Origin of the sequence: Saccharothrix xinjiangensis (assembly GCF_039527585.1) — a bacterium.
Classification (GTDB): domain Bacteria; phylum Actinomycetota; class Actinomycetes; order Mycobacteriales; family Pseudonocardiaceae; genus Actinosynnema; species Actinosynnema xinjiangensis.
On record NZ_BAAAKE010000001.1, the window covers coordinates 154188 to 169051 of the forward strand.

The following is a 14864-nucleotide window of genomic DNA, read 5'->3' on the forward strand; positions in this document are numbered from 1 at the left end:
CTACCAGGTGAAGAACCCCTGGCCGGTCTTGCGCCCGAGGTGCCCGGCCGCGACCTTCTCCCGCAGCAGCGCGGGCGGGGAGAACCGGGGCCCCAGCTCGGCGGCCAGGTGCTCGGCGATCGCGAGGCGCACGTCCAGGCCGACCAGGTCGGTCAGCCGCAGCGGCCCCATCGGCCAGCCGTAGCCCAGGCGCATGCCGGTGTCGACGTCCTCTGCGCTCGCCACGCCCTCCTCCAGCATTCGGATCGCCTCCAGGCCGACGGCGACCCCGAGCCGCGAGGTGGCGAACCCGGGCGCGTCCCGCACCTCGATCACGGTCTTGCCCAGCTGCTCGGCCCAGGTCCGGGCCCTGGCCACCACCTCGGCCGACACGCCGTCGTGGTGGACCAGCTCGACCAGCCGCTGCACCGGCACGGGGTTGAAGAAGTGCATCCCGAGCACCCGCTCGCCGGGCAGCCCCTCGGCCAGCGCGGAGATCGACAGCGACGAGGTGTTGGACGCCAGCACGGCGTCGGGGCAGGCGCTCGCGGCGCCGGCCAGCACGCGCCGCTTCAGCCCGGCGTCCTCGGGCACCGCCTCGACGACCAGCCCGGCGGACGCCAGCCCGGCGGTCAGCGGCTCGTCGGCCACCGGCTCCAGCCGCTCCACGACCGCGAGCCTGCCGAGCAGCTCGCGGGGGTCGGCGTCGAGCTTGCCGCGCTCGGCGGCCTTGCCCAGCGACGCCTCGACGGCCCGGCGCGCCGCGGGCACCCGGTCCGCACCGGCCTCGACCAGCACCACGTCGTGGCCGCCGGCGAGGAGGAGGTGGGCGATCCCGGCGCCCATCGTGCCGCCACCGATCACCACGGAGATCATCGGACCGCCTCCATATAACACCTGTGGGCCGGTTTTCCGGAAAACTGTAACACCGACGCCAGGCACCATGGTCCCGTGAGGATCATCCTGCTGCGCCACGGCCAGAGCCTGGGCAACGTCGACGAGCTGGCGTACTGCCGCATCCCCGACCACTCCCTCCCGCTGACCGAGGTCGGCGAGCGGCAGGCCCGCGAGGCCGGCCCGCGGGTCAAGCGGCTGCTGGACGGGGAGCGGGTCGCGGTCTACGTGAGCCCGTACGTGCGCACCCGCAGCACCCTGCGGCACCTGGACCTGGGCGGGCAGGCCGAGCGGACCGTCGCCGAGCCCCGGCTGCGCGAGCAGGACTGGGGCAACCTCCAGGACCCGGTGCAGCAGGAGGTGCTCAAGCACCAGCGGCACGCGTTCGGCCACTTCTTCTTCCGGCTGCCCAACGGCGAGTCGGGCGCGGACGTCGACGACCGGCTGGCCGCGTTCCTCACCGACCTGGAGGCGCGGATGCGCGAGCCCGGCCACCCGGCCACCGCGCTGGTGGTCTCGCACGGCCTGACCATCCGCCTGCTGTGCCGGCGGCTGTTCGGCTGGAGCATCGAGCTGTTCGAGTCGCTGTCCAACCTCGACACGTGCGAGGACCGGGTCCTGGCGAACGCGGGCGGCGAGTGGCGGCTGGACCGGCCGTTCGACCAGTGGCGCGCCTCGCCGGACGGCGAGGCGCAGGGGCCGATCGGCTAGCCCGTCACAGCTCCTCCGGCTCGTGCCGCCCGGCGAACGGGTCGGCGAACTCCAGCTCGCCGGCCGGCGCCGGCTCCTCGTCGGTGACCGGCGCCGCACCACGCCGTCGGCCAGGCGCGGCAGGTCGTGCCGGACGAGCACCGACCCCGGCGAGGCGCGCCACACCTCCTCGGCGAGCCCGTGCGCACCCGTCCCGGCGACCACCACGACAACGGTCTCCGCGGCGGTCACCCCAAACGAAAACGATTGTCATTTCAAAGACGTTGCGCCTCCCCCGCGCCCGAGCGCCGCCGCACCCCGCCGCCGAGCGAGGCCGCGCCCGCCGCGCAGAGGACGAGCAGCGCGGGCCAGTCGGGCGACAGGTGCCCCTCGTGCCCCACGACGAAGCTCGCGTACAGGCCCCAGCACTGGACCGCCGTCAGCAGGGAACCGGCCGGGGTGGTGCACCAGGAGACCGCGACCACCACCACGACCAGCAGGAACAGGGCGGCCACCGGCCAACTGCCCGCCGCCGCGGTCACCGCGACGCCACCGGCGAAACCGAGCGCGGACCCGTGCGCTGTGTTGATCACGACCGTCCATTGAACGCCCGGTTGAGACGGACGCCACCCCGTCCGCGACGAGTTCACCGGAACGCGTGAGGCACGATCCTCCGAATGAGCTTCTACGACGTCCTGCACCGCCGGAGGGACACCCGGGGTGAGTTCACCGGCGCCCCGATCCCGCCCGAGGTGCTGCGCCGGGTGCTCACCGCCGCGCACGCCGCGCCCAGCGTGGGCCTGTCCCAGCCGTGGGACTTCATCCTCGTGCGCGACGAGCGGACCCGGCGCGCCTTCCGCGACCACGTCCACGCCGAGCGCAGCGTCTTCGCCGCCGAGCTCGACGGCGAGCGGGCCGAGCTGTTCGGCCGGATCAAGGTCGAGGGCATCCTGGAGTCCACCCTGGGCGTGGTCGTCACCTACGACCCCGAGCGGGGCTCGCCCGCGGTCCTGGGCAGGCACGCCATCGCCGACGCGGGCCTCTACTCGGTGTGCCTGGCCATCCAGAACCTGTGGCTGGCCGCGACCGCCGAGGGGCTGGGCGTCGGCTGGGTGAGCTTCTACCGCGAGGACGCGCTGCGCAGGCTGCTGGACGTGCCGCAGCCGCTGCGCCCGGTGGCGTGGCTGTGCCTCGGACCGGTCGAGGGGCTCCCGGACACCCCCGACCTGGAGCGGCACGGGTGGCGCAACCGGATGCCGCTGGAAGAAGTCCTCCACGAGGAGCGGTACACCCGGCGTCCGGGCCGGTAGCCTGTGGTAGCCGTGCCGGCGGCGGGCGGGCCCCGCGTACCCGTCCCGCCGAGTCGGAATGGGGTGTCAGCACGAGTGGAGCAGCGAGAGCCACTGGCCGCGGAGCAGGCGTCGCAACCGGACCTAGAGGTCAAGGAGTTGCTGAACGCCGGCCGGCTCGCGGAGGCGAACACCCTGTTCGACCGGGTGGTGAACCGCGTGCCGCCCGGCGCGGACCGCTGGGAGCGCTCCGCGACCCTGGTCAACCAGGCGAAGCTCGCCTGGCGCCTCGGCCGCATCCCGCTGGCCCTGGAGCTGGCCGCCGAGGGCTGGACCGGCCTGGACGGCGAGCCGAGCGACAAGCCGGCCGCCGCGCGGGCCATGCACGCGCTGGGCTACCTGCTGGAGGGCATCGGCAACCGGCGGGCGGCCGTGGACATGCTCCGGCTGTCGGTCCAGGTGGCCCGGCGGGCGGCGCGGGCGTCGGAGCCGGGCGGCGAGGTGCTCGCCCACTGCCTCCAGGGCCTGGGCGGCACGCTGAACTTCCGCGCCATCTCCTCGCCGCCCAAGGTGGCGCCCGCGATCTTCGAGGAGGCCCGCGGCTACCTCAGGGAGGGCTTGGAGCTGGCGGTGGACGAGCAGATGCGGCGCGCGCTGCTCGGCGCGTACAGCCGTTCGCTCGCGGGCGTCGGCGAGCTGGACGAGGCCGAGGAGCACGCCGGGGAGACGCTGCGGCAGGCGCGGGAGGCCGACGACAAGTGGGCGCTCGCGGTGGCCAACTGGGTGCTGGCGGTGGTGCACCGCGAGCGCGACGACCTGGTCGAGGCCCGCACGCTGGCCAGCCGGGCGGTGGCCGCGTCCGAGGCGATCAACGACCCGTCGCTGCTGCTGCGGTTCTCCCTGGACCTGGCCGACATCTGCGCGCGGATGAACGACCACGTCGGCGAGGCGGCGGCGCTGCGCTGCTCGGTCGCGGCGAGCAGGACCGCGACCGAGACGCTCCAGGAGGGCCTGGCGCAGGCGCTGGAGCAGCGGCGGGTGGCCGTGCAGGCCCAGCGGCTGGCGGTCGCCGCGCAGGAGGCCGCGGCCCGGGACCCGCTGACCGGGCTGGCGAACCGGCTCGGCCTGGAGCGCTCGGCGCCCGCCCTGCTGGAGAGCACGGCCGCGAAGGGCCGCCTGCCGTGGCTGGTGCTGGTGGACGTGGACCGGTTCAAGGGCGTGAACGACGACGCCGGGCACGCGGCGGGCGACGCGACGCTGCGCGAGATCGCCCAGCTGCTGCGCCGCGAGTGCCGGTCCGACGACCTGGTCGCGCGGTGGGCGGGCGACGAGTTCGTGGTGCTGCTCGGCGAGGCGGGCGGCAGCTCCCGCGACGTGGGCCCGGTGGTGGCCGAGCGCATCCGCGCGGCGGTCGACGACCACGACTGGACCGTGGTGCTCGGCCCGGTGCGGAGGCCCACGGTGAGCATCGGCGTGGCCGCCGGGCCGGCCAAGCTGGACCAGTTGTTCGCGGCCGCGGACATGGCGCTCTACCGGGCGAAGCGCCACGGCCGCAACCGCGTCGAGGTGGAGCCCCTGGTCTCCGGGCTGGTCAGCGGGAACTGACCCGTCACCGGGCAGGTTTCTTGACCGATCGTTCCGTTCTGGCTAGCGTGACGGTGTGGCCAGGACCAAGGAGTTCGACCCGGACGTGGCGCTGCGGGCGGCGCTGGACCTGTTCTGGCGCAAGGGCTACGAGGCGACCTCCGTCCAGGACCTGGTCGACCACCTGGGCATCGGCCGGGCCAGCATCTACGCCACCTTCGGCACCAAGCACGAGCTGTACCTGCGCGCGCTGGACCGGTACTGCGAGCAGGTCGGCGGCCGCACCGCGTACCTGCTGTCGCCGGCCGGCCCGGCGCTGCCCGCCGTCCGGGAGCTGATCCGCTCGTTCGCCGAGGACGCGCTGGCCGACCCCGACGGCAAGGGCTGCTTCATCACCAACACCGCCGTCGAGTGCCTGCCGCACGACGAGCCCGCGGGCCGGCGCGTGGACATCGGCCTCAACGGCCTGGAGTCGGCCATCGCGGGCGCCCTGGAACGGGCCCGCGACCAGGGCGAGCTGGGCGCGGACCAGGACCCGCGGTCCCTGGCCCGGTTCCTGGTCACGCTGGCGCAGGGCATCCGCGTGATCGCCAAGCGGCCGGACCCGCAACGCCTGCGGGACGCCGTCCACCACGCCCTGTCGGTGCTCGACTAGCCCCTTCGCGCGACCTCTTTCGCCGTGTGCTGCCCTAATAATAGAACGACCAGTCAAGAATGGGGGTCCACCGTGGACCGACGAGCGCTGCTGACCTCTGGCCTCACGACCGCCGCCCTGGCCGCGACCGGAGCCGCCTCCGCCGCCCCTGCCGCCACCGCTTCCGTGCCGAACGACGCGGCGCTGGCCCGCTCCCTGGGCTTCCGCAGCGCGTACGCGCGGGTCAACGGCACCCGCCTGCACTACGTGGTGGGCGGCGAGGGCTCACCGCTGGTGCTGCTGGGCGGGTGGCCGCAGACCTGGTGGCAGTTCCGCAAGGTCATGCCGCCGCTGGCCCGGCGGCACCGCGTGATCGCCGTGGACATCCGCGGGATGGGCGGGTCGGCCGCACCGGCGGGCGGCTACGACAAGAAGACCATGGCCCGCGACGTCCTGGAGCTGGTCCGGGAGCTGGGCCTCGGGCCGGTGGACGTCGCGGGCCACGACATCGGCGCGATGGTCGGCCACAGCCTCGCGGCCAACCACCCGGAAGCGGTCCGCAGGCTCGCCCTGCTCGACGTGCCGCACCCGGACGAGAGCCTGTACGACCTCACCCTGCTGCCCCGCCCCGGGCAGGCCTTCCACCTCTGGTGGTTCGCCTTCAACCAGGTCCGCCTGCTGCCCGAGCAGCTGCTCGCCGACCGGTTCCGGCCCCTGGTGGACCACCTCTGCGAGCTGATGCTGAAGGACCAGGGCGCCATCACCGACCGGGACCGGTCGATCTACGCGCACGCGTACTCCTCCGCCGACCGGGTCCGGGCGGCCAACGGCTGGTACCAGGCGTTCGGCCAGGACGTCGAGGACCACAAGACCTACCCGCGGCTCACGCTGCCGGTGCTCGGGCTCGCGAACCCCGACGCGCCGGAGCACCTGGGGGCGGCGCTGCACAGGCACGCCGTCGCGCCCGAGCTGGTGGTGGTCCCGGACAGCGGGCACTACCTCGCCGAGGAGCGGCCGGAGGTGGTGGTCCGCGAGCTGCTGGCGTTCCTCGGGCGGTGACCGGGGCGCCCGGCCGGGTCGTCGGACCAGGCCGGGCGCGCCGGGAGGTCAGGCGATCAGGCCGCCGCGGAAGGCGACCAGCGCCGCCTGCACGCGGTTGACCGCGCCGATCTTGCCCAGCACCGACGAGACGTAGCCCTTCACCGTCGCCTCGGACAGGTGCAGCGTGCCGCCGATCTCGGCGTTGGACATGCCCTGCCCGATCAGGACCAGCACCTCGCGCTCGCGCTCGGACAGGGAGGCCAGCAGCCGGCGGGCGGGTTCCGCGGCCCGCTCGCCGTCCGCCACCGCGGCCAGCACCCTGGCCGCCACACCCGGGTCGAGCACGGCCCCGCCCAAGGCGAGGTCGCGCACGGCCCGGACCAGCTGTTCCGGTTCGGTGTCCTTGAGGAGGAAGCCCGAGGCGCCCAGGCGCAGGGCCTCCGAGACGTACTCGTCCACGTCGAACGTGGTCAGCATGGCGATCCGCGGCGGGTCCGGGATGGCGCGCAGCTTGCGCAGCGCCGTCAACCCGTCGGAGGAACGCATCCGGATGTCCAGCAGCACGACGTGCGGTCGGTGCCGGCGCGCCAGGTCGGCCACCAGGTGCCCGTCATCGCACTCGGCCACGACCTCGATGTCGCCGGCGCTGCCGAGGATCATGCGAAGGCCGGACCGGACGAGGTCTTCGTCGTCGGCCAGCATCACCTTGATCACGACGCCTCCCCGCGTTGGCGTTTCGTGTTCGTACCCGCCCAGCATCGCGCACGAACACGCAAGCTGACGTTAATTCACCGTTATCTCACCACGGAACGAGACGCCCACAGCCCGTTGACAGTTGCCAGGCGGAAAGCGAGGTCAGGCGGTTGCGGAGGGTGATTTCCGCAGTTAACGCGAAGGACTTTCGCGAATCTTTACTTCTGAGTAACGTGCGTCACACGACCCCTGCTCTGGAAGGAGCTTCGCGTCATGCGGAGAGCCGCCCGCTCGCTCGCCGTCGTGCCGTTATTGGCCGCCGCCCTCGCCGTGCCCACCGCCGCGCCCGTCGCGGTGGCCGCACCGGTCGAGGAGGCCGCCACCGGCGCGTTCGCGCCCGACGACCACTGCCTGGGCCAGTGCCACGACGTGCTGCCGCCCGGCCAGAACGGCCACGCCACGCTCACCGACATCCTCGCCCACCAGGTGTTCGGCACCCGGCCCGCGCACTCGGCCGACCAGCTCGGCAAGTACGACGCCCTCCCCTCCGGCTACGGCGGGCTCACCAACGAGCAACTGGGCGCGTTCTTCAACGACGCCTCCTTCGGCGTGCCCGCCGACCAGGTGGAGAGCACGATCAAGCCGCGCGAGGACGTCACCATCGTCCGCGACAAGAAGCTCGGCATGCCGCACATCACCGGCACCACCCGCTCCGGCACCGAGTTCGGCGCCGGGTACGCCGCCGGGCAGGACCGGCTGTGGCTGATGGACCTGTTCCGCCACCTCGGGCGCGGGCAGCTGTCCGGGTTCGCGGGCGGCGCCGAGGGCAACCGCGCCCTGGAGCAGAGCTTCTACGGCCAGATCCCCTACACCGAGGCCGACCTCCAGCGCCAGATCGACCGGGTCGCGACCCAGGGGCCGCGCGGCGCGCAGGCGTTGCAGGACGTGCGCGACTACGTCGCGGGCATCAACGCCTACATCGAGGACGCGGTCGACGGGCGGTACTTCCCCGGCGAGTACGTGCTCACCGGGCACGCCGACGCCATCACCAACTGGAACGACATCCAGCCGTTCCAGCCCACGGACATGGTCGCCATCGCCGCGGTGGTCGGCGGCCTGTTCGGCGCGGGCGGCGGCGGCGAGGTGCAGAACGCCCTGGTGAAGCTCGCCGCGCAGAACCGGTACGGCGCGACCGAGGGCGAGCGCGTGTGGCGGTCGTTCCGCGAGCAGAACGACCCCGAGACCGTGCTGACCCTGCACGACGGGCAGCGGTTCCCGTACGCCACCACGCCCGCCGCGCCGCAGGGCGTGGCGCTGCCCGACGGCGGCGCGGTGACGCCCGAGCGCATGGTCTACGACGAGACCACCTCTAGAGCGTCCACTGTGGACGTGCCGGACGAGCTGAAGGCGTTGGAGGGGCTGTTCTCCGACGGCGTGCTGCCGCGCGACCTGCTCAGCCGCAAGCAGGGCATGTCCAACGCGCTGGTCGTGTCCGGCCCGCACACCGACAGCGGCAACCCGATCGCCGTGTGGGGACCGCAGACCGGGTACTTCGCGCCGCAGCTGCTGATGCTCCAGGAGCTGAACGGGCCGGGCCTGCGGGCGCGCGGCGTGTCGTTCGCGGGCGTGTCGATGTACGTGCAGCTGGGCCGGGGCCTCGACTACTCGTGGAGCGCCACGTCCGCGGGCCAGGACATCACCGACACGTACGCGGTCGAGCTGTGCGAGCCGTCCGGCGCGCCCGCCTCGGCGGGGTCCCTGCACTACCGCTACCACGGGCAGTGCCTGCCGATGGAGCGCCTGGAGCGCAAGAACTCCTGGAAGCCGACCGTCGCCGACCCGACGCCGGCCGGCTCGTACACGCTGGTGGTGCACCGGACCAAGTACGGGCTGGTGCAGAGCCGGGCGCGCGTGGACGGCAAGTTCGTCGCCTACACCTCGCTGCGGTCGACGTACCTGCACGAGGTGGACTCCATCCTCGGGTTCCAGGAGTTCAACGACCCCGACGCGATCCGGTCCGCGCAGGACTTCCAGCGCGCCTCCGAGCGCGTCGGCTACGCGTTCAACTGGTTCTACGTGGACTCCCGCGACACCGCGTACTTCAACTCGGGCTCGAACCCGGTGCGCAAGAGCACCGTCGACCCGCACCTGCCGGTGAAGGCCGAACCCGCCTACGAGTGGGAGGGCTGGGACGCCGACCGCAACACGGCGACCTACACGCCGTTCGCGCAGCACCCGCAGTCGGTGAACCAGGACTACTACATCAGCTGGAACAACAAGCAGGCGCAGGACTACTCGGCGTCGGGCTACGGCATGGGCTCGGTGCACCGCGGCGACCTGCTGGACGACCGCGTGCGGGCGCTCATCGCGGGGGGACCCGTCACCCGGGCGTCGCTGACCAAGGTGATGGCCGAGGCGGGCGTGGCCGACCTGCGGGCCGAGCAGGTGCTGCCGGTGCTGCTGCGCGTCGTCGACGCCGCGCCGGTGACCGACCCGGCGCTGGCGCAGGTCGTGGCGAAGCTGCGCGAGTGGCAGCGGACCGGCTCGCTGCGCAAGGAGACCGCGCGCGGCAGCAAGGCGTACGCGCACGCCGAGGCGATCCGGGTGCTGGACGCCTGGTGGCCGCGGCTGGTCGAGGCGCAGTTCAAGCCCGGCCTGGGCGACGCGCTGTACGGGCAGCTGACCCGGGCGCTCCAGGTGGACGAGGCGCCGTCCGACCCCAACGGCACCACGCCGCACAAGGGTTCCTCGTTCCAGAACGGCTGGTGGAGCTACGTGCACAAGGACCTGCGGTCCGTGCTCGGGGACTCCGTGCGGGGCCCGCTGGGCGGGCGCTACTGCGGCGGCGGCGACCTGACCGCGTGCCGCCAGGTGCTGCTGGACAGCCTGCGCGCGGCGGCGGCCGTGCCCGCCACGGCGGTGTACCCCGGTGACGGCACGTGCGCGGCCGGCGACCAGTGGTGCGCGGACAGCATCGTGCACCGCGCCATGGGCGGCATCACGCACGACGAGGTGAACTGGCAGAACCGGCCGACGTACCAGCAGGTCGTGCAGTTCCCGTCCCACCGCGGGGCGGACCTGCGCAACCTGGCGGCCGGCGCCACCGCGACCGCGAGCAGCCACGAGCGCGGGTGGCACGAGTCGCCGCCGTCGAACGCGGTGGACGGCCGGCCGGACACCCGGTGGGCCAGCGACTGGTCCGACGCCCAGTGGTTGCAGGTGGACCTGGGCGCCGTGCGCCGGGTCGGCCGGGTCGTGCTGTCGTGGGAAGGGGCCTATGCCAGGGCGTATCGCATAGAGCTGTCGACCGACGGCTCGACCTGGCGGACCGCGTACGAGACGTCCGCGGGTGACGGAGGGAAAGACGTTGCGCCGTTCCCGCCTGATGAGGCACGATTCGTACGAATGACGGGTATCCAAAGGGCCACCGGTTACGGATACTCGGTTCACGAGCTTGAGGTCTACGTCTCGTAGGCCGGTCCGCAGGAAGACCCCGGTCCACCCCCAGGGACCGGGGTCTTCCGCCTTTTCCCACTCCCCCGTGGAGCTCAGGGCAGGGGTCGGGCGCCGTTGGCGCGGTGCGCCCCGTTGCTCGGCGGCAACTCGTGCTGGGTGGACAGGCCCACCTGCTCGGCGAACTCGGCGGCCACGGTCGAGCCCCCGTACATGCCCAGCGCCTTGGCCAGGTGCAGGCGCAGGTCGGCGCGGTCGCCGTCCTCCAGGCGCGGCAGGGCGCTCTCGAAGCTGGTGACCAGGGCGTCCGCCCAGTGCCGGTCGCGGCGGTCCGAGGCGATCTCCACCAGCTCGGCGAGGTGCCTGCTCAACGCGACGGCCTGCTCCACCTGGTAGCCGTTGCGCGTGAGCCACCAGATGGTGGCACTGGCCAGGTCGCCGAACACCTCCTCGCGCAGGTACTTGATCTCGTCGCGCTCGGCGTCCCGTTCCGCCTGGCGCATCGCGCCGGCCTGCAACAGCTCGATGTGCTTGCGCGCCACCGCCAGGTCACCGTCCGCGACGGTCAGCGAAACCCCGTCGGCACGCGCCCACACGTGCGTGCCGTCGACTTGCCGCTCGGCCGCCAACTCGTCCCCGAGCTGGTGCTGGAGCGGCACGTGGTGCACGAGCATGGTCCGCTCGGTCAACGCCCTGGCCCGCTGGATGATGTCGTTGACGGCCGCGCTGCGCGGCGAGCTGTGCCGCGCCCCGCCGGTCAGGTCGAGGCGCCAGTGGATCGTCATCTTGACGTGGAAGTCCAGCCCGTAGACGGCGCTGGGCAGCGGCGACTCGAACTGGTGCTGGTGGGTCGTCGAGGCGGGCACGAACGTGTACTCGTCCGGCTGGGCGCGGCTGCGACGCCACCAGGCGCGCACGGAGCCGAAGGGTCCGGGGCTGAGGTCGGGCCAGGGTCGACTGCTCATGGAGTTGCTTTCGTCAGAGGGGAGGTGTCCTCTCTGTACCCCACGGGGAGCGGGCGGAGAAGATGGTGCGCGCCACTTCCCCCGGACAGCCGAAGTGCGGGGACCCCGCCCCTCACCGGGGGTGCACGAAGCTGCCCCCAGGCGGGTGACACCCCCTTCGGCCGGAGGTCGAGGGGGGACACGGTAGGCTTCAGGACGCGCCCTCGTAGCTCAGGGGATAGAGCATCGGTTTCCTAAACCGTGTGTCGCAGGTTCGAATCCTGCCGGGGGCACTCACCTTTCGCCGGGTGAATCAGGCCCTGAGCTGCGTCTTCGCGCTCGGGGCCTGATCTTTTCCGTCAGTCGCCGTCGGTGGGAATCTGCCCCTGTTTGCCGGTGTTCGCGAAACCACCGCGAAACGGGATCGACCCCCTGGGCAGCCCACCCGGAGAGCCGAGGTGAGGTGGGTCACTCCTCTTCGAACAGTGCTTCGATCCTCTTGTTCACCGTGTCCCGCTGGCCGTCGATGCACTTGGCGTACACCTTCAGGAGCACGTCGACGGAGTGCCCGGCACGCTCCGCTACTTCCGTGGCCGGCACGCCGCCGTTCAGCCACAGGGAGACCGCCGCGTGCCGCAGGTCGTACGGCCGTCCGGCCAGCGGAGAGGCCGCCTGGGACGGCGTCAGGGCGTAGTGGCGGGCGTTCTCCCACACGCGGTAGTACGTGGACGAGGAGACGACGCCGCCCCCAGGAGAGCGGAACAACCTCCCATCAGGACCGGTGCCGTACCGGTCGAGGTGGTCCCGCAGGATGCCGACCAGGACGGGCGGGACGGGCACCGGCCGGACCTCCTTCCGTCCCCGGTGCTTCAGGCCGCGCCGGTCGTGCACCTCCCCCGAGTCCGTCCACCGCTTGCCCGCCGCCGGCCGTGACTCACCGAGCATCAACATCCCCCAGCCCTCTTCCGGCAGGGTGCAGTCGTCCACGCGGAGCGCCAGGCCCTCAGCCGGTCGCGCCGCCGCGTAGTAGCCGGTCGCGAAGAACGCCGCCAGGTGCGCACCCCGGTCCCGGTTCCGCCGCCCCACGTAGGTCACCGCCGTCAGCAGTCGCGCCACCTGGCCCGGGTTGGCGACCACGCGCGGGTCAACCTGGTCGACCACCTTGGCCGCTTTCCGCTTCACCCTGGTCAGCGGGTTGTCCGGGATCAGCTCCCGTTCGACCGCGTAGGACAGCAGGTTGAACAGGACCGCCCGTTTCCGCTGGTAGACGCTCGCAGCGGCCGACTTGCCATCGAGCTTGGCCGCCAGTGCGTCCAGCACCTCGCGCACCGCTGAGGCGTCGGTCAGGTCGTAGAGCGGACGTGAATTCCGGGCCAGCCAGTCCACGACCTCCCTGTCCTCCGGGGACAGCTCGTCACCACGGGTGGTCGGAGGCAGCAGGTTCCGCGAGAGGACACCCCGCAGCGCCGTCACCTCCGGCCGTCCAACTCCATCCCGGACGAACACGGCCCCAGCGGTGGCCAACGCCTCCACCGTGCTCCCGCGCGTCGTCGCGGCAGAGTCGGGCCACTTCATGTCCACGTAGGACTGTGCGAACTCCAAGAAGGACAACGAGTTGCGACGCTTCAGCTCCGAGACCGGGAGTCCGCTCTCAACATCGAACTCCTCTCCCCGCCGAGCCGCCTGCATCAGCTCTGAACGCCGACTGTTGGCCAAGGCCTTGGTCGCGAACCACTCCGAGTGCTGCTTGGTGTCGGTCACCCAGCGCACGCCGTAGGGCCGGGCCTTCTTCTTACCCCTCTTCTTCGACCAGTCCGCAAGCTCCCAAAACCGGACCTTGAACGTGGTGGTCATGCCGCCGCCCCGTACAGGTCATCGAGCCACGCCAGGAAGTCAGTTCGCCTGCACCGCAGCTCACCGTTGGGCAGCGCGAAGCAGCGAGGCCCCTTCCCCGTCTGCCGCCACTTGTAGAACGTGTCCCGCGAGACCTCCCCGCCGAGCGCTTCCAGCATCTCCGGGACGGACATCAACTGACCCAGCTCACGCACCTTGCCGTTCATCGTTCCCCCTGTTCACGCAGCTTGATCGGTTGCCGAACTCCTGCGAGGACCGGCCGAGGCGAGCAGCGCCGCCGTGTACTCGGCCTTCCACCGACGCCGCTCCGCGACCGCCCGCAGCAGCAGGTGAGGTCTTGGGGGCACGTTCGGGTCACCCGGTTGCACGTTGTTCCAGACGACCCGTTTGGGCTGGTCGTCCTGGGTGATCCCGACATCGGCAAGCAGTTGCCGAACGAATTCCTTGCGGTCGTGCTTGTGGTCGGCGAGCGACTTGCCCGACCACTTCCGCGACACCAGTACCCGACGTCCGGCGACGCCGAGAGTGGAGCGCTTGTGCGCTTTGCCCTTGCACCGGCCAGGCTCCATGGACAGGCGAGCGCCGCGCGGCTGGACGCCGTAGAGCAGCCATACCGGGCACCGCGGTGAGCACGGGGTGACGGCCAGCTCCGCGCACAGCCGTTCCGCGTGCTGCTCCTGGCGAGTGGTCTTCGCCTCGAAGCACTCTCCGATGCTCTTGGTGAGGTACTTGGTCAGGTAGCCGATGTGGCGTCCGGCCTCTTCGGTGCCGCCGAGGATGCCTTTCGCGTGGACCTGGACGCCGAACCGGGCGACGTGCGCGGGCGCTTCCACCTGGTCAAGAGCCTGCTCCCAGGTGGGCAAGGGCTGCCGCGTCACCGGGTCGACGAACCCCTTGACCCGCGCGTCCCACACCGGCCGGTGGTCACCGCTGTACTTGATCTCGTCATGGGCAGGCCACCACACCTGGTGATACGTGGCTTCCGCCACCGCCCGCAGCTCCGCCCGCGAAACCGAGCCTCGAATCGCGGCGTGCCAGTGCGGCGCCAGGCGACGCTGGGGTTCGACGGTGGAGAAGTACTGCACGTCCCAGCCGACGCAGCGGCGCAGGTTCTGCACGAACCGGTCCAGCAGGGCCGCGAAGTGCACTGCGTCCCGAGCCGCACGCCGGTAGTCGTACGTCGCCGGGTCGACCGGGGTTCCGTCCGAGCGGACCTTGCCGTAGCTGTCCAGGGTCAGCGTGAGGAACGTCGAGGGCTGGTACTTGCCGCCGAACACGCGTCCGACCGTGCGCTTGCTGACCGGCCGTCGAGGCAGGTTCGGCGCGTCCTGCCGCCGCCTGGTCGACCGCTTCCGCGCCGCCCGAGGCCGAGCCTCCAAGGCCGGGAGCGCGCCGCGGACTCCGAGCTGCCGCAGCTCCGCATCAACCCCGGCTACCTCCTCCCGCACCTCCTCCGCGCCGATCTCGTCACCCTCGTCAACGGCCTGCCGGTAGGTCTTGACCAGGTCGGCCCGATAAGCCGCCAGCGCCCGCTGATCGTCGGTGGGCGGGTTGGGGGTGAAGTCGGGTTCTTCGGTCAGGTGCCAGCCCTCGCGGCACTGGGCCATGCGCAGCCGCCGGTTCTTCTCCGCGCAGGTGGGGCAGACGCTGGCGACGGTCGAGCCGCACGGCACCGGGATGATCTCCACGCGCCCGGTGTCCAGGTCGATCCGCTCCTTGGCCAGCGGCCGGACGCACACGCCGTGCTCCTCCGCCACCGCCCGCGCCACATCCAACGCCGCCGGCTGCTTCATCCGATCAGCCCGGGTC

14 protein-coding genes and 1 tRNA gene are annotated in these 14864 nt (G+C 72.2%); 7 read left to right on the plus strand and 8 right to left on the minus strand.

The features are described from left to right. Positions 1 to 855, minus strand: a complete 855-nt coding sequence (locus tag ABD223_RS00730; protein ID WP_344033809.1) for a 3-hydroxyacyl-CoA dehydrogenase family protein — start codon at positions 853 to 855, stop codon at positions 1 to 3. Between the two features lie 75 nt (positions 856 to 930). Between ABD223_RS00730 and ABD223_RS00735 the strand changes: the two genes are divergently transcribed. Continuing rightward, positions 931 to 1584, plus strand: a complete 654-nt coding sequence (locus ABD223_RS00735; RefSeq protein WP_344033810.1) for a histidine phosphatase family protein — start codon at positions 931 to 933, stop codon at positions 1582 to 1584. Positions 1585 to 1588: 4 nt separating this feature from the next. Here ABD223_RS00735 and ABD223_RS00740 read toward each other — a convergent pair whose 3' ends face one another. Together ABD223_RS00740 and ABD223_RS00745 are read right to left on the minus strand one after the other, a co-directional pair. Continuing rightward, complete coding sequence (locus tag ABD223_RS00740) at positions 1589 to 1747, minus strand: hypothetical protein (protein ID WP_344033811.1); 159 nt, start codon at positions 1745 to 1747, stop codon at positions 1589 to 1591. A 91-nt stretch (positions 1748 to 1838) separates the two neighbouring features. Further along, complete coding sequence (locus ABD223_RS00745) at positions 1839 to 2156, minus strand: hypothetical protein (RefSeq protein ID WP_344033812.1); 318 nt, start codon at positions 2154 to 2156, stop codon at positions 1839 to 1841. 84 nt (positions 2157 to 2240) lie between these two features. Here ABD223_RS00745 and bluB point away from each other — a divergent pair, with 84 nt between their 5' ends. The 4 genes from bluB (at position 2241) to ABD223_RS00765 (ending at position 6129) form a co-directional block, all read left to right on the plus strand. Further along, a complete protein-coding gene (gene bluB / locus ABD223_RS00750) occupies positions 2241 to 2873 on the plus strand; it encodes a 5,6-dimethylbenzimidazole synthase (protein ID WP_344033813.1) in 633 nt (210 codons plus the stop codon). A 75-nt stretch (positions 2874 to 2948) separates the two neighbouring features. Next, entirely contained in the window at positions 2949 to 4457 is a 1509-nt protein-coding gene (locus ABD223_RS00755) for a diguanylate cyclase (protein ID WP_344033814.1), read from the plus strand. A 55-nt stretch (positions 4458 to 4512) separates the two neighbouring features. After that, positions 4513 to 5091: a TetR/AcrR family transcriptional regulator gene (locus ABD223_RS00760; RefSeq protein WP_344033815.1), complete on the plus strand. Its 579-nt coding sequence runs from the start codon at positions 4513 to 4515 to the stop codon at positions 5089 to 5091. Positions 5092 to 5163: 72 nt separating this feature from the next. Then, positions 5164 to 6129, plus strand: coding sequence for an alpha/beta fold hydrolase (locus ABD223_RS00765; protein ID WP_344033816.1), 966 nt, complete (start codon positions 5164 to 5166; stop codon positions 6127 to 6129). A gap of 48 nt (positions 6130 to 6177) precedes the next feature. Here the strand turns inward: ABD223_RS00765 and ABD223_RS00770 are convergent, their stop codons facing one another. After that, on the minus strand, positions 6178 to 6825 hold the full coding sequence (locus tag ABD223_RS00770) for a response regulator (protein ID WP_344033817.1): 648 nt from the start codon (positions 6823 to 6825) through the stop codon (positions 6178 to 6180). 252 nt (positions 6826 to 7077) lie between these two features. Between ABD223_RS00770 and ABD223_RS00775 the strand changes: the two genes are divergently transcribed. Then, entirely contained in the window at positions 7078 to 10278 is a 3201-nt protein-coding gene (locus ABD223_RS00775; RefSeq protein WP_344033818.1) for a penicillin acylase family protein, read from the plus strand. Between the two features lie 74 nt (positions 10279 to 10352). Here the strand turns inward: ABD223_RS00775 and ABD223_RS00780 are convergent, their stop codons facing one another. After that, positions 10353 to 11222, minus strand: a complete 870-nt coding sequence (locus ABD223_RS00780; RefSeq protein ID WP_344033819.1) for a hypothetical protein — start codon at positions 11220 to 11222, stop codon at positions 10353 to 10355. 199 nt (positions 11223 to 11421) lie between these two features. Between ABD223_RS00780 and ABD223_RS00785 the strand changes: the two genes are divergently transcribed. Next, positions 11422 to 11494, plus strand: a tRNA-Arg gene (locus ABD223_RS00785). Between the two features lie 175 nt (positions 11495 to 11669). Here ABD223_RS00785 and ABD223_RS00790 read toward each other — a convergent pair. From ABD223_RS00790 to ABD223_RS00800, 3 genes are read right to left on the minus strand one after another with little or no spacing between them, the layout of a single operon-like run. Further along, positions 11670 to 13055 carry a tyrosine-type recombinase/integrase gene (locus ABD223_RS00790; RefSeq protein WP_344033820.1) on the minus strand — a complete coding sequence of 462 codons (1386 nt, stop codon included), beginning with the start codon at positions 13053 to 13055 and terminating at the stop codon, positions 11670 to 11672. Continuing rightward, complete coding sequence (locus ABD223_RS00795) at positions 13052 to 13261, minus strand: helix-turn-helix transcriptional regulator (RefSeq protein WP_344033821.1); 210 nt, start codon at positions 13259 to 13261, stop codon at positions 13052 to 13054. The genes ABD223_RS00790 and ABD223_RS00795 overlap by 4 nt, the downstream gene beginning before the upstream one ends. Before the next feature lie 12 nt (positions 13262 to 13273). Continuing rightward, positions 13274 to 14848, minus strand: a complete 1575-nt coding sequence (locus tag ABD223_RS00800; protein ID WP_344034704.1) for a replication initiator — start codon at positions 14846 to 14848, stop codon at positions 13274 to 13276. Between the last annotated feature and the right edge of the window lie 16 nt (positions 14849 to 14864).

Coding starts and splice junctions, on each gene's coding strand:
- ABD223_RS00775 (WP_344033818.1), top strand. CDS start 7,078: ATGCGGAGAGCCGCCCGCTCGCTCGCCGTCGTGCCGTTATTGGCCGCC.
- ABD223_RS00780 (WP_344033819.1), bottom strand. CDS start 11,222: ATGAGCAGTCGACCCTGGCCCGACCTCAGCCCCGGACCCTTCGGCTCC.
- ABD223_RS00800 (WP_344034704.1), bottom strand. CDS start 14,848: ATGAAGCAGCCGGCGGCGTTGGATGTGGCGCGGGCGGTGGCGGAGGAG.
- ABD223_RS00730 (WP_344033809.1), bottom strand. CDS start 855: ATGATCTCCGTGGTGATCGGTGGCGGCACGATGGGCGCCGGGATCGCC.
- ABD223_RS00795 (WP_344033821.1), bottom strand. CDS start 13,261: ATGAACGGCAAGGTGCGTGAGCTGGGTCAGTTGATGTCCGTCCCGGAG.
- bluB (WP_344033813.1), top strand. CDS start 2,241: ATGAGCTTCTACGACGTCCTGCACCGCCGGAGGGACACCCGGGGTGAG.
- ABD223_RS00790 (WP_344033820.1), bottom strand. CDS start 13,055: ATGACCACCACGTTCAAGGTCCGGTTTTGGGAGCTTGCGGACTGGTCG.